We start from the raw sequence: 24012 nt of genomic DNA on the forward strand, positions 1-24012 counted from the left end.
CCGATACACCCTGCCCCAAGGAAGGACCCCTCAGATGATCCCCAGCAGCTACCCCCCGAAGGATGAGATCGCCCGGCTGACCGCGCGGATGCTGCTGGAGATCAAGGCGGTGCATTTCAACGCCGAGACGCCGTTCACGCTGGCAAGCGGATTGCCCTCGCCAACCTATATCGATTGCCGCAAGCTGATCAGCTATCCGCGCATCCGCTCCACCCTGATGGATTTCCTGTCGGTGACGGTGCTGCGGGAGGCGGGATTCGAGGCCTTCGACAATATTGCCGGCGGCGAGACGGCGGGCATCCCCTTCGCCGCGATGGTGGCCGAGCGGCTGGCGCTGCCGATGACCTATGTGCGCAAGAAGCCCAAGGGCTATGGCCGCAATGCCCGGATCGAGGGCGTGATGACCGAGGGCCAGCGGGTGCTGCTGGTCGAGGATCTGACCACCGATGGCGGCAGCAAGCTGTCCTTCGTCGATGCGATCCGCGAGACCGGGGCGAGCTGCGGGCATACCGCCGTCATCTTTTACTATGGCATCTTCCCGGATACCGAGGCGAAGCTGGGGGCGCATGGGGTGAAACTGCTGCACCTGTGCACCTGGTGGGACGTGCTGGCCGAGGCGCGGGCGCAGGGGGCCTTTGACGAGGGCACCCTGGCCGAGGTCGAGAGCTTCCTGAAGGCCCCGCGCGAGTGGCAGGAGGCCCGCAAGGGCTGATCCGGCGGCTTTCCGCCGCCGGCCCTCGCGGCAGTGGACGGGCCTGTGGGCGGATTGTGGATAACCCTGCCCGCGGGGCAGCGGCCGAATCCGCGGCGCGGTAGCAGGGATGCGGGGCGCCGCAAGATATGGTAGGCTGCGGGGACGAAGCGGCCCATCCACAGGGTTGTGCGCCAGTTATCCCCAGACCTATTCCCCTACCCGGCGCCGCCGCGCGCAGGTAGAGAGGGGCCTTACCAAAAGAGGCAGCCCATGAACGAACTCCGCGCTTTTCGCGATACTGGCCGCGATTCCGGCACCGAACAACCCGATGCCGCCGCCACCGATGTGCTGCCGCACAATATCGAGGCCGAGCAGCAATTGCTGGGCGCGATCCTGACCAACAATGACATCTATGACCGCATCGCCAGTGTCGTGCGCTCCGACCATTTCTTCGAGCCGGTGCACAAGCGGATCTTCGAGATTGCCTCGGCGCGGATCCACAAGAATGCGCTGGCCTCGCCGGTGACGCTCAAGGGCTTCCTTGAGGATGACCAGGGGCTGAAGGAACTGGGCGGGCCGGCCTACCTGGCGCGGCTTGCGGGCGCGGCGATCTCGGCCTTCGCGGCGCGCGATTATGCGCAGATGATCTACGACCTTGCGGTGCGGCGCGAGCTTATCGGCCTCGGGCGCGAAATCTCGGCCAAGGCGGCCAAGGTCGAGATCACCAGCGAGCCGAAGGACCAGATCGTCGAGGCGGAACAGCGGCTCTATCAGCTGTCGGAACAGGGCACCGCCGAGCGGGGTTTCGTGTCGTTCCTGAAGGCGGTGACAGAGGCGGTGAACGTCGCCAATGCTGCCTATCAGCGCGAGGGCGGGCTGGCGGGGGTGTCGACTGCGCTGGTCGATCTCGACAAGAAGCTGGGCGGCCTACACAAGTCGGACCTTCTGATCCTCGCGGGCCGCCCCTCGATGGGCAAGACCTCGCTGGCGACCAACATCGCCTTCAACATTGCCAAGGCCTACAAGCGCGGGCGCCTGCATGACGGCACCGAAGGCGCGGTGCAGGGCGGCGTGGTGGGGTTCTTCAGCCTCGAAATGTCGTCCGAACAGCTGGCGGCGCGGATCCTGTCCGAAGCGTCGGAGGTTCCCAGCGAGCAGATCCGCCGCGGCGACATGACGGAAGCCGAGTTCCGCCGCTTCGTCGAGGCCGCCAAGGCGCTGGAGGCCTGCCCCCTCTTCATCGACGACACCCCTGCCCTGCCGATCAGCCAGGTCGCGGCCCGGGCGCGGCGGCTGAAGCGGACGCATGGGCTCGATGTGCTGATCGTGGACTACCTGCAGCTGCTGCGCGCCGGATCGGGCAAGGAGAACCGGGTGCAGGAAGTGTCCGAGATCACGCAGGGGCTGAAGGCCATCGCCAAGGAGCTGCACATCCCGGTCATCGCGCTCAGCCAGCTGTCGCGTCAGGTGGAAAGCCGCGAGGACAAGCGCCCGCAACTGTCGGACCTGCGCGAGTCGGGCTCGATCGAGCAGGATGCCGATGTGGTGATGTTCGTCTATCGCGACGAATATTACAAAGAGCGCGAGAAGCCGGGCGAGGACAACCTCGAGGCCATGGCCAAGTGGCAAGAGACCATGCAGCGCGTGCATGGCAAGGCCGAGGTCATCATCGGCAAGCAGCGCCACGGGCCCATCGGCACGGTGGAGCTGAGCTTCGAGGGCCGCTTCACCCGCTTTGGCAACCTTGTGCGCGCCTGGCAGGATGGGGCCGAGGAGCGGTTCTAGGCGGCGCGGTTCCGCCCCCTGCCGCGCTTTGTGCTTGACCTTGCCCGCTGCGCTGCCGAAAACCCCCGGCATGGCCAGCGCAACCTTAGAGATCGACCTTGATGCCGTGGTCGCCAACTGGCGCGCGCTGGACCGTATGAGCGGGCCGGGCGTGGAAACCGGCGCCGTGGTCAAGGCCGATGCCTATGGGCTGGGTGCGGGGCCGGTGGCGCTCGCCTTGGCCCGGACAGGCGCGCGGCGGTTCTTCGTGGCGCAGGCCGAGGAAGGCGCGGTGCTGCGCAAGACGCTGGGGCCGGGGCCGGAAATCTCGGTCTTTTCGGGCCACATGGCCGGGGACGCGGCGATGATCGCGCAGGCCGAGTTGACGCCGATGCTGAACTCGGTCGAGCAGCTGACCCGGCATTTCGAGGCGCTGCCGGGGCATTCCTTCGGCGTGCAGCTGGATACCGGCATGAACCGGCTGGGGATGGAAGCGGCGGAGTGGGAGGCGGTGGCGGGCATCGTGCTGGCCGCGGGGCCGGCGCTGCTGATGTCGCATCTGGCCTGCTCGGACGATCCCGCCGACCCGATGAACCCCGAGCAGCTGCATGAATTCATCCGCCTGACGGAAGATACCGGCGTGCCGCGGTCGCTGTCGGCGACGGGCGGCATCCTGCTAGGGCCCGACTACCACTTCGAGGTGACGCGCCCCGGCATCGGCTTGCATGGCTGCGCGCCCTATCAGGCGGGCCAGCAGGCGGTGCGGCTGTCGCTGCCGGTGGTGCAATGGCGCGACGTGGCGGCGGGGGAGCGGGTCGGCTATGCCAATGGCTTCGTCGCGGACCAGCCGACGCGCATCGCCACCGTCGCCGCGGGCTATGCCGATGGGCTGGCACGCACGCTGTCGGGCCGCGCGACCCTGTGGGACGGCGACACCCCCTGCCCGCTGGTGGGCCGGGTGTCGATGGACCTGATCACCGTGGATGTGAGCCATCTTCCGGACGTGCCCGACGCGCTGGACATCCTCGGCCCGATGCAGGGCGCCGACGATCTGGCGGCCGTGGGCGGGACCATCGGATACGAGATCCTCACCAGCCTCGGCGCGCGTTACGCCCGCCGCTATTACGGGGGCCAGCCATGAATGCCGTGACCCGCCCGTTGGCGCATCTGGGCCATGCGGTGCTGTCCGCCCTTGCCTCGCTTGGCCGGGTGTCGCGCTTTGCCGGGGCGACGCTGCAGCATCTGGTCCGCCCGCCCTTCTACTGGCGCGAGTTCCTGCACGCCTGCCTGCAGATCGGCTGGCTGAGCCTGCCGGTCGTCGGCATGACCGCCATCTTCACCGGCGGCGCGCTGGCGCTGCAGATCTATGCGGGGGGCTCGCGCTTCAACGCCGAATCCGTGGTGCCGCAGATCGTGGCGCTTGGCATCACGCGGGAGCTGGGGCCGGTCCTTGGGGCGCTGATGGTGGCGGCGCGGGTTGCCAGCTCCATCGCCGCCGAGATCGGCACGATGAAAGTGACAGAGCAGATCGACGCGCTGACCACCCTCTCCACCAACCCGATGAAATACCTCACGGTGCCGCGGGTGCTGGCGGCGACGCTGTCGATGCCGCTGCTGGTGGCGGTTGGCGATGCGCTTGGCATCTTCGGCGGCTATCTGGTGGGCATCAACCGGCTGGGCTTTTCTGCCAGCACCTACATGTCCAACACCACCGGATTCCTCGAGTTCTGGGATGTGGGATCGGGCATGGTCAAGGGCGCGGTGTTCGGCTTCATCGTGGCGCTGATGGGCTGCTATTTCGGCATGAACTCGGGCCGCGGCGCGCAGGGCGTGGGCGGGGCCACGAAATCGGCAGTGGTCTCCGCCTCGGTGCTGATCCTCGCCTCCAACTACATCCTCACCGAACTGTTCTTCGCCGCATGATCCGCATCACCGATCTTCACAAGTCCTTCGACGCCAACGCGGTTCTGCGCGGGGTGGACCTGCATGTGCCACGCGGCGAGAGCATGGTCATCATCGGCGGGTCGGGCACAGGCAAGTCAGTGTTGCTGAAATGCGTTCTGGGGCTGGTGAAGCCCGATGCCGGCAGCATCGAGGTGGACGGGCAGGACGTGACGAAGGTCAAGCGCGATGCCTTCCTTGCCCGCTTCGGGATGCTGTTCCAGGGCGGGGCGCTGTTCGACAGCCTCAGCGTCTGGCAGAATGTCGCCTTCCGCCTGCTGCGCGGCCCGGCCAAGCTGCCAAAAGCGCAAGCGCGCGAGGTGGCCATCGAGAAGCTGCGCCGCGTCGGCCTGCGCCCCGAGGTGGCCGACCAGTTCCCGGCAGAGCTGTCGGGCGGGATGCAGAAACGCGTCGGCCTCGCTCGCGCCATCGCCGCAGAGCCCGAGATCATCTTCTTCGATGAACCCACCACCGGGCTCGATCCGATCATGGCCGGGGTGATCAACGAGCTGATCCGTGAGATCGTGGTGGAAATGGGCGCGACGGCGATGACCATCACGCATGACATGTCCTCGGTCCGCGCCATTGCTGACAAGGTGGCGATGCTGCATGGCGGCAAGATCCGCTGGACAGGGCCTGTGGGCGAAATGGACGCAACGTCAGACCCTTACGTGCAACAGTTCATCCATGGCCGCGCGACCGGCCCGATCGAGGCAGTGCGCTGACGTTTCCATTCTGGAAACAGTCTCTACCCCCAAGCCCTGATTGTTTCCGCCACGCCACAGCGCAGAACAACCGTCTTGCTTTTCACCCTGACGCTGCGACACTTTGCGGCGAACACGCTGGGGGGCGCGGGATGGGTGAGTATCGAGGGACGGGAGCTTTCCCGCAGCTGCAAAGGATTGCGCATGGGTTGGGGCTGGGGCTGATCGCCGCGCTGGCGCTGATCGCGGTGGGCTCCGCCGGGCTGGCGCTGGCGGGCGTGCTCCCTTGGATCGGGCTGGAGGCCAGCTGGAACGGCGCGCCCTTGCCGGATGCAGGGATGTGGGTGCAGATCGCGCTGGCGGTGCTGGCCCTCGCGCTGCTGTTCTACCTGCCCGCGCATGGCCGCGTGGCGCGGCTGGAGCGCAGCCATCGCAGCTTTCGCATCGACCTTGCCGATGTCGCCCGCGCCTATCACGCCGCCCATGCCGCCGACCGCGCCGGCAGCTTCGCCCTGTCGGCCGAATATGACGCGATGCGCGAACGGATCGAGCATCTGCGCCGCCACCCCGATCTGGGGCATCTGGAGCCGGAACTGCTCGACCTCGCCGCACAGATGAGCCATGCCAGCCGCGATCTGGCGCGGGTGTATTCCGACGAGAAGGTCGCGCGGGCCAAGACCTTCCTCGAGCAGCGCCAGCAAGAGACCGAAGCCTTCCGCGAGCGCATGGCCGCCGCCCGCCAGACCTGCGACGCGCTGAAGACCTGGCTGCAGGATGTGGAGGCCGATGAGCGGCAGGCGGCTGCGCAGTTCCGCCGGCTGGAGGCGGATCTGCGGGAAATCCTGCCCGCGCTTGGCTATGATGTCGAAGACACACGCGAGGCCAATGTGCTGCCGATGCGCCCGCAGAAATAGGACCGGATGCCCCCACGTCCCAAGCTTACCCCGCTGATCGCCGTGAACCTCGCGCTCTTGGTGCTGTTCCCGTTGTCCTGGGCGGCGCCCTTGCTGCGCGCCGGATTGCTGCCGTTCTTCGACCTGCCGGCGATCTCTGTGCTGACCGGCCTGCAGGCGATCTGGGAGAAGGACCCGGCCCTGGCGCTGCTGGTCGCCTTCCTCGCGCTGGTCGCGCCCTATGCCAAGACCGTGCTGCTGGCGCTGATCCACTTTGGCAGGCTGCCCCCACGGTTGCTGCCGCTGCTGCAGATCCTGGGCAAGCTGGCGATGGCGGATGTGTTCCTGATCGCGCTTTACATCGTGCTCGCCAAGGGCGTCGGCATGGGGCGGGTGGAGACGGCGTGGGGGCTGTATCTGTTTACCGGTTGCATCCTTGCCTCGCTGGCGGTGTCGCTCGGCAGCAGGCGGCGCTGACGCAGCGGCATTTGCCATCTTGCCCGGTGAGGGATTTGAACGTAATTTCAGGGATATATTGATGCACGCTTAGTCCGGCCCTGCGGGTCCGAAACCCCTTATTGACCGCGGATATTGCCGCGACGGGTCGGAAACGACAGACCGGGCTTGCCGCGCAAGCCTCGCGCAGCCCGCGCGCCGTTGGAGCCCGTGATGCCCGAAGCCAATGATCCCTTCGACCAAATCGCAGCCCAGCAGGCCGAAGGACAGCCAAAGCTGCGCGCTGATCTGACGGTGGTGTATGAAAATCAGGGCGGCGGCGCGGCGCGGATCCGGTTGGTGGACCCGGGCAGCGGCAAGCAGTTCAGCTTCAGCGCCGAGGAACATGCGCTGGCCGGCGCCGCGACCGGCCGAGCCACGCTGCGCGAGATCCATGCCAGCCATGCCAGGCGCTTCTCCGAAGGCATGGGCGCCCGCGAGGTGGTGGAGTTCTTCCGGCGGCTGCAGATCCTCGGCCTGCTGATGCCGGAGGCAGAGGCACCTACAGAGCCCCAACCTGAGCCAGCCCCCGCGCCGGCTGAACCCGCCGCAGCGCCACCTGCCGCGCTTGCTGCCCGGCGCCGCGGGTTGATGGGACGGGCCGGAAAACCCACGGGGCGCAAGACCGCCGTCGATTCCGCCCCCGCCAGCCAGACGGCGCAGGATGCCTTCATTCTGGGCGAGGCGTTGCGCAGCGATGCCCCGGTTGGCGACAGCACGCCCGCCGACCGCAAGGCGATGGGCGCCGAAAAGGCCGCCGCCCGCCGAACGGCAGCGTCCGACGCGCGCCGCGTCCGCAAGGCGCCGTCCAGTTCGGCGGATGCAGGCGACGCGGTGGAAGCCGCACCGCAAGTGGCGACGCCTACGGTTCCGACTCCTACCCCGGCGAAAACCTCCCCCGAAGCTGCGCTGGAGAGTACCCCGGTGGCGGCGCAAGAGCCTGCGCCCCCGGGGAATGCGGCCCCGCAAGCCCCGACACCTACCCCCGGCCCCCTCGCCCGCGGGCTCGCCCGACGGCGCGCAGCCCAGACCCGCGGCGCGGCAGAGGCGGCGCCGGAGGCACCCAAGACCGCCGCTGCAAAAGCAGCGCCAGAAGCACCCTCCGCCGCGGCAGCCGATCCAGAGACGCCAGCCACCGCTCCGGCCGAGGTGCCACGGCTTGCGCCGCCCGGCTCAACAGCTCTGGTGCCGGCCGCGCCGGCCCCCGTTCGCGGCGATCCCTTCGATGACGCCGATTTCGGGCTCGGCGACGGGCTTTATGGCCCCGGGGTCGGTGGCGGACTGGCGGGCGGCCTGGGAAGCGGGCGCTTCGCCGGCCGCGCTGGAGGCATCTCGGGCGCCGCCGGGGGTGGAGGCTTCAGCGCCGGCGGCGGCGGCATGGGCGGCGGCATGGGCGGGGGCTTCGGCGGAGGCGGCGGCTTCGGGGGCGGCGGTGGAATGGCCGGTGCTATGGGTGGCGGCGGCGAGCGCCTGCTGGCGGCCCTTGCCGCGCGCCAGCAGCAGATGGCGGGCGGTGTTCCTGCCAGCGCCGAGCGGGGCACCGGGCGCGCGGCAAGCCTGACGCTGTTCAACCCGACTCCGCTGCTCAAGCTGCTGTATATCCTGTGTTATCCGTTCCAGATTCTGCATCCGCTGGTGATCCCGGTGGTGCTGATGGCCGGGCTGACCATGCTGCAGAACTGGCAGGCACTGGCCGCCGACCTGTCGCTGGTGCTGTCGAGCTATGCCACGCTGACCATGCTGCTGATCGGGCTGTTCTCGGCCAACCTCGCCTCGCGCCTTGCCCAAGGGGTGGCGATCGTCGGGCATGGCGGCAAGGTTTCCGGGCTGGGGCTGATGCTGGTCTTCGGCTTTCTGCCGCGGTTCTTCGTCGATCTGGCGGGGGTGCCGGCGCTGGACCGGCGCGGCCAGCTTTGGGCGCATGGCGCGCCGCTGCTGGCGCGGCTGTGGCTGTTCGCGGGCGGGATGCTGATCTGGGCGATCACCCGTGACAGTGGCACCTGGCTGCCGCAGATGGCGCTGATCATCAGTCAGTTCGGCCTTGCGATGTTCCTGACCACCGCACTGCCACTGGTGCCCGCCGACGGGATGCGCTGGATTTCCACCTATCTCAACGAGCCGCGGCTGCTGCCCAAGGCCTGGATGGCCGCGCGCCACATCTTCACCGGCCGCGCGCTGCCGCCGATGATCGCGCGCTCTGACCTCTGGCCGCTGGCGCTGTTCGGGATCGGCACGGTGCTGACCTCGGTCGCGGCGGGCCTCGGCATCGCCATCTATGGCGCCCTGACGCTGGAGACGGAACTGGGCGGGCTGGGGGTGATCTTCTTCCTCGGCCTCGTCGCGGCCTTCCTGCTGTGGCTGGTGGCGATGCGCGCCAGCATCGGGCGCCGTGCGGCGCAGATGCGCGGCGGCGAGGGGCAGGCCGATCTCGCACGCCTGCTGATGGCCGGGCGCGCGCCGAAACCGGGCGCCGAGGCCGAACCGGCGCTGTCGGGCAGTGCCAAGGTGGTCTGGTCGGTGATCGGCATCGCGCTGCTGAGCGTCGCCTTCCTGCCCTACAACTATGAGGCGGGGGGGCTGGTGCAGATCCTGCCGGTCTCGCGCGGTCAGGCGGTGGCGCGCACCGAAGGCGAGATCATCGAGATCTATGTGGCCGAGGGCGAAAGCGTCGCCCGCGGTCAGGTCGTGGCGCAGATGTCCAGCTGGAACCAGTCGCGCGAGGTGTCGGTGACCGAGGCGATGCTGGCCGGCGCCGCCGCCAGCCTTGCCCGGCTGGAGGCCGGCGCCAAGCCCGAAGAGGTGGAGGTGGCGCGGCGCGAGCTGCAAAGCGCCGAGGCGAGCCTAGCCTTTTCCCGCGCCGAGGCGGAGCGCGCCCGCGATCTGGTCGGGACCGGCGCCGTCAGCCAGGCGCAATTCGAAAAGGCGCAGGCGGCCTATGATGCCGATATGGCCGGGCTGGAGGTGGCGCGGGCCGAACTGGTGCTGGTGCAAAGCGCCGCCACCACCGAGGAGCTGGCCATTGCCCGCGCCGAGGTGGACCGCCTGACGCTGGAGCTGCAGTTCCGCCGCGATGAGCTGGAGCGCACACGGATCAGCGCGCCGATGGAGGGCCGCGTGGTGACCCCCGATCTGGAACTGCGCAATGGCAGCTTCCTGCGGGTGGGCGAGACGCTGCTGGAGATCGAGGATGCCGATGTGGTGCGCGCCGCCATCTCGGTTCCCGAATCCGACATCGCGCTGATCGCCCCGGGCCGCGAGGTGCGGCTGAAAGCCTGGGGCGCCAGCGATGACGAGATCCCGGGAACGGTGGAAAGCATCGCCCAGGCCGCCGAGCAGGAGGGCTATGGCAGCACCGTGCGCGTCGATGCCGCCTTCCCCAACCCCGACGGGCGGCTGCGCTCGGGCATGACCGGCTATGCCAAGATCGAGGGCGCCGAGATGCGGACCTGGGAGGCGTATCTGCGCCGGATCGTGCGGTTCTTCCAGATCGAGGTGTGGTCGTGGATCCCGTGAGGGGGAGGCGGTTGGGCCTGAGGTATTGCGCAGGGCCAACCACTCGGCCAGCGCCGAATGTGCGACGAGAGTTTTTTGGAGAGAGATGTGGCCAAAGATAAATATACAAACTTCGAGAAACTCTTTTCGGAAAAAATTGAAGACGGTGACTATCGAATAATCGTTGTGGAGGGGAAGACCGATGATCTAATCATGGCACCTCACGGTGGAAAAATTGAACTGCATACATCTCAAATTGCTCGAAAGATTGCAGGAGATGACCTTTCTCTCTACCTGTTTGAGGGGATAATGAGTGAGCGAAATCAAGAATTACATGTGACATCGGCCAACTATGACGAGCCGCAGGCTCTTAAGATCGCCGAAAAATCAGCCCGCATTGTTGCCATTCATGGTCGTTGCGACGAAGACGATCCCAATACCACTTGCATTGGCGGCCTTGATACTGACACCGGGCAAAAGATTGCGCAGCAACTGAAGAAAGCGGGATTCCCTATTGAAGCGCCTTGCAAGAGGTTCCCTGCCTTAAATCCGCAGAACATCTGCAACAGAGGAACATCTAAAAAGGGTGTGCAACTTGAAATTCCTATATCTCTAAGGACCAGGCTCATTTCGGACAAGGAAGAGCTTGAACGCTTTGCCGGCGCTATCAACAAGGCACTTTCCAACGAAATCTGACGAAAGAATACTGCGCACGCCATCTATCGCTTCGGCAGTAAAAGGCGCCCCGCAGAATTTCGGCCGTCGACGAAATTCTGCTGTGCCCGCCCTGCGGGGGGCGGGCACATTCGTGCCCACCCGGGCGGACCCATCAGAATTTGGCACCCATAGAGCCCATGTCTCCACCCCTTGCCCTGCGGCTTGCGCCTCCGGGCAACCGGCGCGGGTGACTTGCCACTGGCAAGTCCCCTGATCGCGCCGGGGCCAAGCCGGTAGGGGTCAGCGCTGCGGCCCCCCTGCCGGTTCAGCGCAGCGCTTCAAGCCCCCCGCCCCTCACCCCGCGACGAGTTCGGCCTTCAGGAACTCCACCACCTGCGTCACCGAGACGTCATCGACATAGGCGCCGTCCTCGATGAACAGCTTTTCAAACGGCAGGCCCTTCTTACCAAGCGCCTGTTCCAGCGCGACGGCGAATTGCACCACGTCGATGGATTCGAACGCCAGATCGCCGATCAGCGTGGTGGTGGCGGTGATGCCGCCCTCCAGATCCATGTCCCAGTCGCGCACCGTGTCTTCCAGCACGGTGATCACGGTCGTCTGCAGTGCCAGTGTATCGGTCATAGTCCTGTCCCTTCCTGAGTGTCTGTTGGGTCTTCAGCGGCGCACGGCGGTGATTTCCAGCCAGTTGCGCGGCACTTCGGTGATGCCGAGGTTTTCAAACGCGCGCACGGCGCCCTCCTGCAGGCATTCGCTGGCGATATCGACGGGGTAGCCGCTCATCAGCACCTCGGCGAGGCCGCCATAGGCGCCGACCAGTTGCAGGCCCTTTTGCGAGATTGGCACCGGGCGGTGGCCGGCGCTGAACGTGTCGATTCCGGCCTCGGACAGTGCCGCGCTCCAGCCTTCGGCGGACAGCCAGTCTTTCTGGAAGGCGCGGCCATGAGTGCCGCGCTTGCGCGGGATGCCCGGCTCGCCGCGGGCGGCGCGTTCGGCGTTCATGCGGTTCAGCACCAGTACCGCCTCTTTCATCCATTCCGAGAACACGGCCTCGGACCCGGGCACGAAGGTGCCTACATAGAAGACGCTGTTGAACACGAACCGCCCGCCGGGGCGCAGCACCCGCGCCACCTCACGCAGGAACGCCGCGCGGTCGGGCATCAGGTGGATGGAGTTGCCCTGCACGATCAGGTCGATCTCACCATCGTCAAAGGGCAGCTCCATCGCGCTGGCGGCGCGCAGATGCACGGCGCCGGCGCCGGCGGCGCGCAGCGCCTCGAGGCTGTCCACCACGCGCACGCCCTGATCCTGGAAGGTGCGGGTGGCGATGCCGATCTGCACCGGGTCGAGGTCGATGGCGCAGACAGTGAGGTTCGGCGCGCGGCGGATCAGCAGCTGCGACAGCAGGCCGGTGCCGCAGGCCAGATCGGCAACGCGGGAGACACCCTCCAGCGCGATGCCGTCGATCAGCGCCTCGTTCGCGGCAATGTAGCCCGGGTCCTGCGAATAGGGCTCATAGGTGGTGTCGACCAGTTCAAATGACATCGTGGGAAACTCCTTCCAGGCCGGCATTCCCCGGCCGGTCCTTTTGCGAAAACCAGATCAAGAAACGTGCCGCCATCTGTTCGAGGCTGCCCGCCAGCCCGGCACCGGGGGCGCGGGAGGGCCAGCCATGGCCGTTGCCCTGCAACAGCACGCGCCAGAGGTCCGCGCCGCCTGCGCCGCCGCTCCAGGCATGGATCTCGGCGCGCTGGCCCGAAATGCGCGCCTGCCGGTGGCGCGGGGGGCCGGAACAGCGGTTGCGGGCGCGCCAGAAGGCCACCGTCTCCTCGGCCCCCAGCACCCGGCCGCGCTGGCCGAGCCCGACACCGCCGCGCGCCGCGACAGGACCACCGGCATGGGGCAGCAGCGGATCCTCGGTCCATTGCACCAACATCAGCGGCACCGGCGGGCCAAGGGGCGCGCGCAAGGCCAGATCGGCGGGCATGGCGGCGGACACGGCGACCACGGCGGTGGGCGGCACCGCCAACTCGCATGCAAGGCGCAGCGCGAACATGCCGCCGTTCGAGGCGCCCGCAAGGCAGAGCGGCGCGGGCGCGCCTTCGGCCAGTGCCTGCACCAGCGCCAGATCGGCCTGCCAGCCGGGCTCAATCCCCGGGCGGCCATCGGCCCAATGCCCCTCGGCCTGCGGATAGACCACGCTGCCGGCATGGCCCTGCAGAGCCTCATGCAGCCGCGCGCGCCCGGCAAAGCGGCGCGAGTCGCCGCCGCCGCCGTGGAAGGCCAGTACCCGCAGGCCCGCCGCGCCGGCACCGGGGGCCACATGCGCCAGCCGCAGCCCCTGCGCGGTGGGCACCGAGAGCGGGCGCAGCGCCTGTGGCAGCAGCGGGCCGGGCGCCGCACGCTCATGGGCCCACTGCGCGGCGGGCCGCGCGGCGGCCATGCGGAAAGGCGACGGGGCGCGGGGCCGGAGCGTCATGCCTCGCCCCCTGCGCTGCGGCCCAGCCAGACCTCAAGCCCGCCATCGGGGTTGTCTTCGTAGGTCCAGCCGCCCTGCCCGTCGCGCACAGCCACCCGTGGGCCGAAGACATTGGCCGTGCCCATGAACAGCCCGGCGGGGGTGGAGACGAGGTTGCGGATGCCCCAGTTATAGGCATTGCCAAAGCCCTTGCGGCAGACCGGCAGCCAGTTCTCGCCATCGGCGCTGCGCCAGAGGTCCGCTCCGCCCTCGGCGGCGATGATCTTCTCGGCCCCCAGCAGCGCCAGCAGCTTGCGCACCCGTTCGGGCGCGGCATCGAAGCGCGCCCATCGCAACGTCACCGACCAGTCATAGGTGCCGCAATAGAGCCAGCCGTCATGCGCCGTCATCGACCACATGTAGCCGTTGAAGAAATGGCCAAAGCCCGCCTTCAGCCCGCTGAGCGGCTCGCGCCCGTCATCATCCAGATCGCCGACGATCACGTCCCAGCTGTCATCGGCATTGACGCGCAGCACCTCTGCCGCCGCGGGGCCGATCTTGTTGACCCGGTCATTGCCGCCGCCCTGAATGCCGGTTCCGACATAGAGCGCGCCCTTGAACTCGGTCATCGAGGCGACCGCCTGATTGAGCGGGCCGCGCCCGGCGCCCTTGTCGATGACCTTGCGCCAGCGATAGGGCGGCGGGGTGTCGCCATCGGTCACCCAGACCTGCAGCCCCTCAAGGTTCAACGTGCCCGCATAAAGCCGGTCATTCGCCACCGCGAGGCTGAAGATGCCAAGGTTGCCGGGCTCGCCAAAGCCATGTTCGTTGGCTGCAGTCCAGTTGCCCGAGGCGGGGTCGTCGCTGGCAAAGACGAAGGGCAGCCCCGCGGTGTTCTGCTGGCCGCCATCGGTGCCGCGCCGGGCGGTGGGGGCAAAGTGCAGGCGGCCGCGGAACGAGGTCAGCGAGCGGGTGGTGGAGATGGGCGGGTCGATGATGCCGTACTCCGTCACCGGCTCGAAGCTGCGGCCATCGGTGGTGCGCAGGATCAGCCCGCCCGGCGCGCGGCCCGGCGCCCATGTGGCGATGTAGAGGGCGGGTTCGGCGTCCCGGGGGCCTTGGTAGAGCTCCATCGACCGGTAGCCGATCTCGCGCGGGACCGGGTTGCCATTGGCATCGGGCACCATCGGGGCGCGGAAGACCATCTCCCAGCCGCTGCTCGCCGGATCCCAGCACCAGATCTGCGCCTGAAAGTCCAGCTGGTAGAGCTGGTCGCGCGTGTCCGGGCAATCGACCGGCCAAACCTCCAGCGGGACTTCGGTGAAGGCCGACTGGAACTTCAGCATGCACATGTTGGACCGGGTGGTGCCGAGATAGAGCTTGCCGCCGAACCAGGCCATCGAATGGGCGTAGTTGTTGTGCCCGTCCCCCAGCCCGGCACGCCCCAAGCAGTCGAAATCGGTGCGCGACAGCCCGCGTTTGGGCGCGGGGCCGTGGTCGGGGATCAGCGGTGCGGGGCTTTGCTCGGTCATCGGATCATCCCCGTCGCCCGCGCTGCGGCACCGGCGCGATGACAGAGTTGAGGAGGAACGTGTCCCGCGGCAGGCCCAGCAGATAGAGGATGAAGGCCGCCACCCGGTCCGGCGCCAGCATCGCGCGGGGCTTCAGCGCCACGGTGCCCGACTGGCCCCAGAGCCCGGTATCGACCGCGTCGGGCAGCAGCGTCTGCACGCGCACCCCGTCGCGCTGCACCTCTTCGGCCAGCGATTCCGACAGGCCGATGATCCCGAATTTCGACGCGGAATAGGGGCCGTCGAAGGCCCGCCCCTGCCGGCCCGAGGTGGAGGAGATGTTGATGATATCCCCTTGCCGCTGCGCCAGCATCGCCGGCAGCACCGCGCGGTTGGCAAGGAAGGTGCCGGTCAGGTTCACGTCGATGATCGTGCGCCATTCCTCATAGGACGTATCCGCCAGCGGCCGCGGCTGCCCGCCGGTGCGCAAGATGCCGGCGGCGGTGATCAGCCCGTCGATGCGGCCATGCGCCGCCAGCGTCTCCGCGGCCATCCGCGCCATTTCGGACTCGGAGGTGACATCGGAGGGGAAAGCGGTCGCCGCCGGCCCGAGCTCTGCCGCCAGCACCTCCAGCGGCGCGCCTGCGCGGTCCACCAGCACGGCATGGGCCCCGGCGCCTGCCAGCGCGCGGGCCGTCGCGGCGCCGATGCCGCCGGCAGCGCCGGTGATGAGGATGATGCGGCCCGAGAGGTCTTGCACGTTGGTCTCCTTGCTATGCTTTCTTGCGGGCCCGCCCGCGCTGCGGCACCGGCAGCAGATGCGGGTCGGGCACCGCCATATCGCGCCCCAGCTCGATCAGCCCCAGCAGGGCGGTGGCGAAATTGGCCTCGCTGATCCGCCCGCCAAAGGGGCCGTCCAGCATTGTTCCGGCGATCAGCGGGGTTTCCACCGGGCCGGGGAAGACGGTGCGGACGCGGACACCCTCGGGCGCCAGCTCCTCCGCCAGCGCGCGCCCATAGGCGGCCAGCGCGAACTTCGTGGCGCTGTAGGCGGGGGCCAGCGGGGTGCCGCGCAGCCCGTGGGGCGTGGTGGAGGAGCCGATATTGACGATGTCGCCATCCCCCTGCGCGCGCATCAGGGGCAGGACGGCGGCGTTGGCGAGGAACACCCCATGCAGGTTCACATCCACCATGCGCTGCCAATCGGCCAGTGGCAGATCGCGGGTCGCAGGCGGCAAAGCGGCACCGGCAGCGCGGCCCACGGCGGCAGAGGCGATCATCAGGTCGGCGCGGCCAAGCGCCTCCACCTCGGCGCGGAGGCGTCCCATGTCGACCTCGCTCGCCACATCGAGGCTGAGCGTGCGATGCGCCCCCGGCCCCGCTTCGGCCAGCGCCTCCGCCAGCATCGCCAGCCGCCCCGCATCGCGGCCCACCGCCAGCACCAGATCGCCGCGCCGCGCCAGCGCCAGCGCGAGGCCGCGGCCGATACCGCTGCTGGCACCCGTCACCACGCTGACGCGCGGGCCGGTCATTGCGGCCGCATCCGCGCGGCGCGGGCGGCCTGCACCCGCTCGCGGAACCGCCCGCGCGCCGGGGTGCCGGCAGTTTCGACGCCGGCCACAAACATGCGCAGTGCGCGCGCGAACAGGCGCGGCTTGACGATGGGGAAGAAATGCCCGGCATTGGGCACCATGATCCGCCGGGCATCGGGGATCACCTCCAGCAGCCGTTCGGAACTTGGCACGCAATGCGACAGCGCACCATAGATCAGCAGCACCGGCATCGTCAGCCCCGGCAGCCGGTCGGCGGGCACGTCGCCCTCGTCCTGCAGCTCGGTGGCGGCGGTCGTGGTCTCCAGCAGCGTCTGCCATTTCTGGCTGCCGCGCGCGCCCATCTGGCGCGAGCGCAGATCGATACGGCGGGGCGCGTCGGGCGCCGCCCGCTCTGCCGCCAGCGCCGCAAGCCGCGGCATCCTTGCGGCCAGCGCGCCAGCCCCCGGCCGCGCGAGCGCGGCTGCAAGCCGCCCGCCACCGGCTCCGGGAAGCAGCGACAGTTCCGGCGGATCCTCGGGGCCAGCCTCATCATTCACCGCACGCATCGCGCCGCGCGCGCCAGCCAGCGCCGCGCCGCCACGGGGGCCGAGGTCGGCCAGCAGGCGAAAGTCGATCTCGGCATCCTCGGGCGGAAAGCTGGTCACGCCCTGCCCCGCCAGTTCTGCCTTCCAGCGCGGCCAGTGCGGCCAGTCGGCCAGCCGCATCGGCCGTTGCAGGGCGCGCAGCTGGGTATCGGCGACGGTCAGGCTCGCCACCCGGTCTGGATGCGCGATGGCAAAGGCCAGCGCCACCCGCGCGCCGTGGCTGTGGCCGACGACATGGGCGCGGTCGATCTGCAGATGGTCGAGCAGCGCGGCGAAATCCGCCGCAAGATCGTGGAGGCGGTAGTGCGAGGGCGGCATCGAGCTTGCGCCATGCCCGCGCAGGTCATGCAGCAGGATCGGCAGGTCAGCGGCCAGATGCCGCACCGCGCCCAGATACCAGAAGGCAAGGTTCGCCCCCAGCCCGTGGATCATCGCCACCGGCGCCTGCCCGGGCCGCAGATCGGCGCCGACCAGCTGGTAATTCATGCGCAGATCCTGACGGGTCAAGGACGGCATTGCGGTGGTTCCTGCCTTTCCCCTGACTGCGTCAGCATCAATCCATGTAGCCAAGCTTCTGCATCTGGCGCAGGAGGATCTCGCGGTCCTCGTCCGACACCTCCTCGCGCTCCGCCTCCGCAGCGACAGTCGCGGTCGCAGCCCCGGTGGTGGCGGTGATGCCCTGCTCCAGCGCCTCCACCGGCACCCGGCCTTCCAGATCGCGCGGCACCGGCAGGCCCAGAAGCGTCAGCATCAGCGGGGTGATATCCAGCAGGTTCAGCGGCTCCAGCTGCTCGCCGCACTTGAAGGCGGGGCCGTGGCCGATGAAGATGCCTTCGGGGCGGTGGGTGCCGTCGGCCAACACCCGGTCCTTGACCACGGTATCCGAGGGCAGGATCGACACGAACCCGCCATCTCGCAGGCTGAGCGTGATGTCCGGGCAAGGCTCGATAAAGCTGCGCCCGCGCAGCTTGTTGGGCGAGGCGCCGACGACGACCTGCTTGCCCGAGGCGTCGCGCAACTCCATCAGCTCGGCCTGCATGTTCTGCACGAAGGCAAGGTAATCGTCGGGCTTGATGCCCTGGCCATTGCCAAGGTCGGGCTTGATATAGATCGCGTTGGACGAGGGCGTCGGGCAGAAGGCCACGGTCTTGCGCCAGTCGATCATGCCCAGATGGTCACGGATCTTCTCGGCGGTCAGCTGGCCCTTGGCATCATCCTCCGCCTTGCCGGTCCAGGTGAGGTAGCCTTTCTCGGCGAGCCACTGGTTGATGTAGAGGATTTCTGTCGTCGGGCCAAAGCCGTGGTCGGACACGATGATGACGTTCGTCTCCGGCCCGGCGGTTTCGACCATGCGGCGGATATTGTCATCCATCTGCCGGTAGAAATCGGTCGCCAGTGCGGTGATGCGGTCCGTCCACTCCCCCGGCTCGCCCGAGTAGCAGTCGGCATCGAGATAGCGCCAGAACAGGTGCTGGATCTTGTCGGGCCCGTCCAGAACCACGGCAGTCAGCTCGGTGCGGTCTTCGGTCATCAGCCGGCAGGTTACGTCGGTCCAGGCGCGGTCGCGGACGTTCTGCAGCTCGATCCACTCCTCATGCTCGCCGGCATGAAGGCCCTGCACGCATTTCTTTTCCTCGCCAATATCCATGCCGAGGTCGCGGTAATCGAAATCGGTGGAGGCCTTGAGGCTGTCGAACAGCGATTGCGGGTGGATGCCGTGGCGTAGGTGCTTCCAGGGCACGAAGCCCGAGACCACATAGCCATCGATCTGCGGCGGCGGCGCGTAGCCGTAGAAGTTGAGCGCGGTGCCGCGCATCTTGTGGCGGTTGACCATGGCGAACACCGTCTCGCAATGGTTGTCGCGGCGGTCGTTGACCTTCAGGTAGACGCTGCCATCGTCCAGATAGGCGGGGCGCAGGAAGTCGTAGATGCCATGCACCTCTGGGCTGCGCCCGGTGGTCATCGAGGTCCAGGCCGGCGGGGTCAGCGGGTTGCGGGTGGACATCAGCTGCGCAGCAGTGCCGCCGCGGATCAGGCTGGTGAGGAAGGGCAGCACGCCTTGCTGCGACAGCGGACGGAGCAGCGAAAAGGTCGCGCCATCCAGACCGATCATCAAAACCCGATTCGTCACAACAACCCTCCAAAAATCCAGACGGTGCAGGTTGCGGCCCCCGAAATCGGATACGGGCACGCCCCCTTTAAGCGCATATTCAATAAGATCAGGGCCTAACAGACTCTTTCCAACGCTGCAACGCTGCCGTGCGGCGGCCGGCGAAAAGCTGCGGCGGGTGGCGGGTGCGCAGCAGCTGCGCCGCGCGGCACACTTGTCAGACTGTGCCGCCCGCTCTAGACCAAAGCCAAGGCACCACGATCAAGGAGAGCGCCATGAACCGACCCCTCGCCGCAGAACCGGGCCCTGATGCAGCGCCCGGCACGCAAGAGGGCGGCACAGCGGCGCGGAACGAAGGATCGGCCAAGATCGTCTCGGACGCGATGCGCGACCAGAAGCTGCGGCAAGAACGGCTGCGCCATGTGCAGGAGTTTCTGACCAGCCCGGTGTTCATCGACATGCGCCAGCAGTCGATCACCGTGTCGGACAGCCCCGCAGAGCTGGCCGAGCGCAAGCGCGATCTGGATTATCGGATCGAGGTGCTGGAAGCGGTGCTGGCGCTGCTGATCGAAGAGCGTGACATGCTGGACCGGGTGGTTTCGTCGCAGGGATGACGGGCCCCTTTCAGGAATATCCCATCGCCATGGCCTGATCTCGCAGCGCGGGGCGCAGCCCGCCCCCGTCCGGGCGCCAGGGCAGTGGGCCTTTCAGCGACACCGCCCCCGCGGCCGGCACTGCCGCCCGTAGCGCGGCAAGGTCCAGCACATCGCCGGCCAGATGCGCGCCGAACGGCCCCGGCCCGGCAAAGGCCGAGTCCTCGGGCCGCAGCATCCGCGCAACCGCTGCCGCATCCGCGGGCAATGCCAGCGCTCCGGCCAGCCCCGCCAGCGCAAGCGCCGGACCCGCTGCCAGATCCTCGACCCGCAGCGCGTGGAACCGCGATGGCGCCACCCCCGCGCGGAACACCGCCACACCAGCCTCGGCCATCGCCCACAGCTCCTGCGCATCGGGCATGGGGGGCGACACGCTGTCATCCACCGCGCCCATCAGCATCGCCGCCGCGCCGCCCGACTGGCCCATCACCGCCCGGCCCTGCGCCACCGGATGCATCTGCAGATGCACGAAATCGGCATCCGGAAACGTGGCCAGCAACCGCTCGGTCCCGCCCGGCTCGAACAGGGCCGAGGTAACCGGCGCCACCATCCGCCGCGGCGCGATCATCGCCGCCAGCCGCTGTGCCACGGCGCCCGTGGGCAGGTGCATATGCCGCGTCAGCCAGCGCCGCGCCATCTCCACCGAAGCCATGCTCTGCTCGCCCACCAGCAGATGCGACAGCGAGCGGAGCAGCCCGTGAAGCTGGCCCTGCCGCATTCCTGTCATCTCGCGCAGCAGGTTGTCCACCGTGCCCGACAGTTCCAGATTGCATTCCGGCAGATCATAGGCGCCGGGGTTGCGCCCCAGCGCCGCCACCAGCGTCTGCCCCGGCACCCCCGGCGCGGCCAGCACGAAGACCGGCGGGGGACGTGTCATATCGTGCATCTGGCGTGTCCGTGCGTCAGAGGCCGTAGCGGCCAAAGAAGCGCACCAGTTCGCTGGTGGCGCTGATGTCCTGCGTCACCGCGCCGGACATGCGCGAGCGCCCGCCCGCCGAGCCCGGCCAGGTATGCCCGCCACCCTCGACCGTGTAGAAGGTCAACTCGGCCCCACCACTGCAAGAGCGGAACTGTTCCACCGACACCTCGGTGCCGTCCTTGGCGCGGTCAGGCACTGCCACCTGGCCGGTCGAGCCGCCGCAGCCATCCACCCCCGCCCAAAACGCCTTGGTCTGCTCGTAGGACAGAACCTCGCCGCCCGCGCCCATGCCAAGCGCCTTCAGCGATTTGATCTCGCCGCCCGCATAGGGCATCAGATTGTCTGCGGTGCCATTGAAGAACATCATCGGCACGGGGCGCGCGGGCGAACAGCTGGCGCGCAGATCGGCCGGCATGTTCGCCACCACCACGCCAAAGGCGCGGAAGCTGCCGGCGGCATCGCAGGCCAGCCGCTGCGTCATCAGGCCCCCGTTCGACAGGCCCGAGGCGAAAACGCGCGAGCTGTCCACCCCGAAGCGCGCCGAGGCATCCGCGATCACCGCGCGCAAGAAGCCCACATCGTCGATGTTGGACCGGGTGCTGGCCCGCCCGTCATTCCATTGCTTGCCATCCGAATTGGGGAACAGCGCGACGAAGCCGACCTGATCGGCAGCGCTGGTCATGCCGGTGGTGGAGGCGATTCCCTCGCCACTGCCCTGCCCGCCATGCAGCACCATCACCGCCGAAAGCCCGCCGCGCCCCTGCGCCCCGCGCGGCACATAGACGTAGTAGGACCGCGGCCGGCCCTGAAAGCTCATCTCCACCAGCTGCATCCCGGCGACGCTGGAAGGGGCTGCGGGGGCGGCAGCGCGGGCGGCGCGGCGCTCTTTGATGGCATCGCGGATCGGCCTGTCCTGCGCCGCGGCGCAGCCAAGGGTCGCGGCGATGGCAAGGGTGGTGGTTGCAATCAGGAAGATTCGGCGCATCAAAAAGCTCCTCATCGGGTGTTCAAAAGGTATTCCGTCAGAAAGTTCCGCTGCGGCAACGCGGCGGCGCGGCGCGGGTTCCGCGGCCCCGCAAAGAAAGCCACGTCCTGCAACGCAGGTTATTGCCTGCCCGCTAATCCCGCAAGCAAGCATCCATGGGGCGCTGGCGGAATCCTGCGCACAACGTTGCTTTGATCGCCGCGCAAGGCTATGACGAAAGTCGGCAATTTAGGGCTGGCGCGGATTCGGCGCCGGCGGCCGCGAGAAGCTGTTGCATATTTTGCAGAAAGTCACAGATGCCCGATCCGTTGTTCATCATTGCGCCGCCCCGGTCCTTCACCTCGGTGATCGGCGGCATGATCGGGCAGCATCCCCAGGTCTATGGTATGCCAGAGGTGAACCTGTCGCATGGCGACACCCTGGGCGAGATCTGGAACTCGCTGACCGCCGCGCTGAACTTCGGCACCGCCGGGCTGCTGCGCCTGCTGGCCGAACTGCATGAGGGCGAGCAGAGCGAAGAAGCGGTCATCCGCGCCCGCCACTGGATCCAGCGTCGGTTGCACTGGTCCACCGCCAAGGTCTTCGCCCATATCTCCGAGGCTGCGGGCGGCAAGATGCTGGTCGACAAAAGCCCGCGCAACACCATGAAGGTCGAGAACCTGCAGCGGCTGCACCGGATGTTTCCGGCCGCCAGCTTCCTTCATCTGGTCCGCCATCCCCGTAGTACCGGCAAATCGACGCTGGAGCTGCTGAAGGCCTATGGAGCCGGCGGCGCCTCGCGCCGGGCCGAGTTCGATCCCGAACAGGTCTGGCTGCGCTCGCAGAGCCACATCCTTGAGTTCTCGCGCGAGCTGGCGGTGGGCCAATACATGCGGATCAAGGGCGAGATGATGCTGGCCGATCCGATGCTCTATCTGCCGCAGATCTGCGACTGGCTGGGCCTGTCTTCGGATGCCGCCAGCATCGAGGCGATGCTGCATCCCGAAACCTCGCCCTTCGCCTGTATCGGCCCGCCCTCGGCGCCCTTCGGCAATGACCCCAACTTCCTCAACGCCCCGGCGCTGGATATGGCGCGGCTGGCGCGGATCACCGAACCCTCGCTGGAGGGCGATGTCGACTGGCGCCCGGGCGAGCAGTTCAGCAAGCCCGTCATGCGGCTGTCGCGGCAATTTGGATACGGATGATCGCATGAGCATTCTTGATGCGGCCCAGTTCCAGCCGGTCGCCACCGGCGGCCTTGGCCACCCCGGCAGCACGCTGGCCCATTCGATGGCCTGGTTCCGGGATGCGCTCTATCTCGGCACCAGCTCTCCCAGCACCCGCGGGCCCGAGGATCTGGGCCGCATCCATCGGCTCGATCCGGCCACCGGGGAGTGGGCCGAGGTGTTTGCGGCGCCGGTCCTGCCGCTCGATGACATTGCGCAGGCGCGGGCGGCCTGGCTGGGCAGCGGCGGCGGCGGCGGGATGCGGCGCCAGCACGCCACGGCCGGGGCGATGGGCGAGCATTTCGGCATCCGCTCCATGACCGTCTTCCAGGGCGCCAGCGATGCCGCCCCCTGCCTCTACGCCGGCACCATGTCGATCTGGGGCGGGCAGGTGCTGCGGTCCGAGGATGGGACCACCTTCGCCCCGGTGATGGCGCCCGGAAATGGCGATGACACGGTGATGTCCTTCCGCGGGCTGACTGTCTTTGGCGGGCGCCTCTTTGCCTCGCCCGCCGGCACGATCACCGAAGAGCGGATCGACCGCAACCTTGCGCCGCAGGCGGTGGTGCTGGTCAGCGACGACCCGGCCAGCGGCATCTGGACCGAGGCTTGCATCCCCGGCTTCGGCGATCCGGTCAACCGCGGTGTCTTCTCGCTTGGCTCCGCGCATGGCCATGTCTATGCGGGCACCGGCAGCCCCGCCCGCGGCTTCCAGCTGTGGCGCACCAGGGCCGAGGGCGATGCGCCCTACGCGTGGGAGCGGGTGCTGACCGACGGCGCCTTCCGCTTCAACCACAACCTCTCCACCGCCGCGATGGCCGAATTCGGCGGCGATCTCTACATCGGCTCGGGCATCCCCGGGTTCGGCTATGACGTCGACAACGATGTCGGCCCCTGCGCCTGCGAGCTGATCCGCGTGCGCCAGGGTGGCAGCTGGGATCTGATCTTCGGCGAGCCGCGCTTTACCCCCGATGGGCTGAAAATCCCGCTTGCGGCGATGGGGCCGGGGCTTGGCGACCCCTACAACTCGGTGATCTGGTCGATGGGCGTGCATGACGGCGTACTCTATATCGGCACCCATAACTGGGAGCCCAATGACATCGCCATGAACGGCGGCGGTGCGCCCCTGCGCGGCGGCTATCAGCTCTGGGGCAGCACGGATGGCGAGGCCTGGGTGCCGGTGCTGATCGACGGCAACGGCTCCGTCACCTCGACCGGGGTGCGCACGCTGCTGTCGACGCCAGTGGGGTTCTTCCTCGGCACCTCGAACCACACCAAGCTGCTGCAGACGCAAGCGCGCCTGCGCGGCGGCGGCGAGGATCTGGCAGAGGTTTCGGCGGGCTTCGACGTGTGGCTGGCCTGACGCGGTAGTGGCG

The 24012-nt window shown here is 68.3% G+C and carries 22 protein-coding genes; 12 read left to right on the forward strand and 10 right to left on the reverse strand.

The genetic code is table 11. From position 1 onward, the window contains the following. Positions 1-34: 34 nt before the first annotated feature. From Q8S30_RS07955 to Q8S30_RS07995, 9 genes are all read left to right on the forward strand, one after another. Positions 35-712, forward strand: a complete 678-nt coding sequence (locus Q8S30_RS07955) for an orotate phosphoribosyltransferase (RefSeq protein WP_305665476.1) — start codon at positions 35-37, stop codon at positions 710-712. A gap of 252 nt (positions 713-964) precedes the next feature. Further along, a complete protein-coding gene (locus tag Q8S30_RS07960) occupies positions 965-2479 on the forward strand; it encodes a replicative DNA helicase (RefSeq protein ID WP_305665477.1) in 1515 nt (504 codons plus the stop codon). A gap of 70 nt (positions 2480-2549) precedes the next feature. Further along, positions 2550-3599: an alanine racemase gene (gene alr, locus Q8S30_RS07965; RefSeq protein ID WP_305665478.1), complete on the forward strand. Its 1050-nt coding sequence runs from the start codon at positions 2550-2552 to the stop codon at positions 3597-3599. Next, entirely contained in the window at positions 3596-4381 is a 786-nt protein-coding gene (locus Q8S30_RS07970; RefSeq protein WP_305665479.1) for an ABC transporter permease, read from the forward strand. The genes alr and Q8S30_RS07970 overlap by 4 nt, the downstream gene beginning before the upstream one ends. After that, positions 4378-5124: an ABC transporter ATP-binding protein gene (locus tag Q8S30_RS07975; protein WP_305665480.1), complete on the forward strand. Its 747-nt coding sequence runs from the start codon at positions 4378-4380 to the stop codon at positions 5122-5124. Before Q8S30_RS07970 ends, Q8S30_RS07975 begins: the two co-directional genes overlap by 4 nt. Before the next feature lie 131 nt (positions 5125-5255). Further along, a complete protein-coding gene (locus Q8S30_RS07980; protein ID WP_305665481.1) occupies positions 5256-6017 on the forward strand; it encodes a DNA repair protein in 762 nt (253 codons plus the stop codon). A 6-nt stretch (positions 6018-6023) separates the two neighbouring features. Further along, a complete protein-coding gene (locus Q8S30_RS07985) occupies positions 6024-6473 on the forward strand; it encodes a paraquat-inducible protein A (protein ID WP_305665482.1) in 450 nt (149 codons plus the stop codon). A 192-nt stretch (positions 6474-6665) separates the two neighbouring features. Further along, on the forward strand, positions 6666-10004 hold the full coding sequence (locus tag Q8S30_RS07990) for an efflux RND transporter periplasmic adaptor subunit (RefSeq protein ID WP_305665483.1): 3339 nt from the start codon (positions 6666-6668) through the stop codon (positions 10002-10004). A 57-nt stretch (positions 10005-10061) separates the two neighbouring features. Next, positions 10062-10679, forward strand: coding sequence for a poly-gamma-glutamate hydrolase family protein (locus Q8S30_RS07995; protein WP_305665484.1), 618 nt, complete (start codon positions 10062-10064; stop codon positions 10677-10679). A gap of 315 nt (positions 10680-10994) precedes the next feature. Here Q8S30_RS07995 and Q8S30_RS08000 read toward each other — a convergent pair whose 3' ends face one another. From Q8S30_RS08000 to Q8S30_RS08035, 8 genes are all read right to left on the reverse strand, one after another. Continuing rightward, positions 10995-11282: an acyl carrier protein gene (locus Q8S30_RS08000; RefSeq protein ID WP_161347364.1), complete on the reverse strand. Its 288-nt coding sequence runs from the start codon at positions 11280-11282 to the stop codon at positions 10995-10997. Between the two features lie 33 nt (positions 11283-11315). Further along, entirely contained in the window at positions 11316-12203 is an 888-nt protein-coding gene (locus Q8S30_RS08005; RefSeq protein ID WP_305665485.1) for a class I SAM-dependent methyltransferase, read from the reverse strand. Continuing rightward, the gene (locus Q8S30_RS08010; RefSeq protein WP_305665486.1) at positions 12193-13137 is read right to left on the reverse strand and encodes a PHB depolymerase family esterase; all 945 of its coding nucleotides are present in this window, start codon (positions 13135-13137) and stop codon (positions 12193-12195) included. The genes Q8S30_RS08005 and Q8S30_RS08010 overlap by 11 nt, the downstream gene beginning before the upstream one ends. Next, a complete protein-coding gene (locus tag Q8S30_RS08015; RefSeq protein WP_305665487.1) occupies positions 13134-14648 on the reverse strand; it encodes a hypothetical protein in 1515 nt (504 codons plus the stop codon). The genes Q8S30_RS08010 and Q8S30_RS08015 overlap by 4 nt, the downstream gene beginning before the upstream one ends. 4 nt (positions 14649-14652) lie before the next feature. Next, positions 14653-15387, reverse strand: a complete 735-nt coding sequence (locus Q8S30_RS08020; protein WP_305665488.1) for an SDR family oxidoreductase — start codon at positions 15385-15387, stop codon at positions 14653-14655. A 13-nt stretch (positions 15388-15400) separates the two neighbouring features. Then, entirely contained in the window at positions 15401-16159 is a 759-nt protein-coding gene (locus Q8S30_RS08025) for an SDR family oxidoreductase (protein WP_305665489.1), read from the reverse strand. Then, positions 16156-17250 (reverse strand): alpha/beta fold hydrolase, encoded by a 1095-nt coding sequence (locus tag Q8S30_RS08030; protein ID WP_305665490.1) that lies wholly within the window; start codon positions 17248-17250, stop codon positions 16156-16158. The genes Q8S30_RS08025 and Q8S30_RS08030 overlap by 4 nt, the downstream gene beginning before the upstream one ends. Before the next feature lie 67 nt (positions 17251-17317). Next, positions 17318-18877: an alkaline phosphatase family protein gene (locus tag Q8S30_RS08035; protein WP_305665491.1), complete on the reverse strand. Its 1560-nt coding sequence runs from the start codon at positions 18875-18877 to the stop codon at positions 17318-17320. Between the two features lie 272 nt (positions 18878-19149). Between Q8S30_RS08035 and Q8S30_RS08040 the strand changes: the two genes are divergently transcribed. Beyond that, a complete protein-coding gene (locus Q8S30_RS08040; RefSeq protein ID WP_305665492.1) occupies positions 19150-19488 on the forward strand; it encodes a hypothetical protein in 339 nt (112 codons plus the stop codon). Between the two features lie 10 nt (positions 19489-19498). Here Q8S30_RS08040 and Q8S30_RS08045 read toward each other — a convergent pair whose 3' ends face one another. Next, positions 19499-20404 carry a hypothetical protein gene (locus tag Q8S30_RS08045; protein ID WP_305665493.1) on the reverse strand — a complete coding sequence of 302 codons (906 nt, stop codon included), beginning with the start codon at positions 20402-20404 and terminating at the stop codon, positions 19499-19501. A 25-nt stretch (positions 20405-20429) separates the two neighbouring features. After that, a complete protein-coding gene (locus tag Q8S30_RS08050) occupies positions 20430-21431 on the reverse strand; it encodes a PHB depolymerase family esterase (protein ID WP_305665494.1) in 1002 nt (333 codons plus the stop codon). 296 nt (positions 21432-21727) lie between these two features. On the opposite strand from Q8S30_RS08050, the gene Q8S30_RS08055 reads away from it, so the two are divergent. Both Q8S30_RS08055 and Q8S30_RS08060 read left to right on the forward strand, forming a co-directional pair. Continuing rightward, entirely contained in the window at positions 21728-22615 is an 888-nt protein-coding gene (locus tag Q8S30_RS08055) for a sulfotransferase (RefSeq protein WP_305665495.1), read from the forward strand. Positions 22616-22619: 4 nt separating this feature from the next. Next, complete coding sequence (locus Q8S30_RS08060; RefSeq protein WP_305665496.1) at positions 22620-23999, forward strand: hypothetical protein; 1380 nt, start codon at positions 22620-22622, stop codon at positions 23997-23999. Positions 24000-24012 lie beyond the last annotated feature (13 nt).

Source organism: Frigidibacter sp. (assembly GCF_030695035.1).
Classification (GTDB): Bacteria; Pseudomonadota; Alphaproteobacteria; order Rhodobacterales; family Rhodobacteraceae; genus Frigidibacter.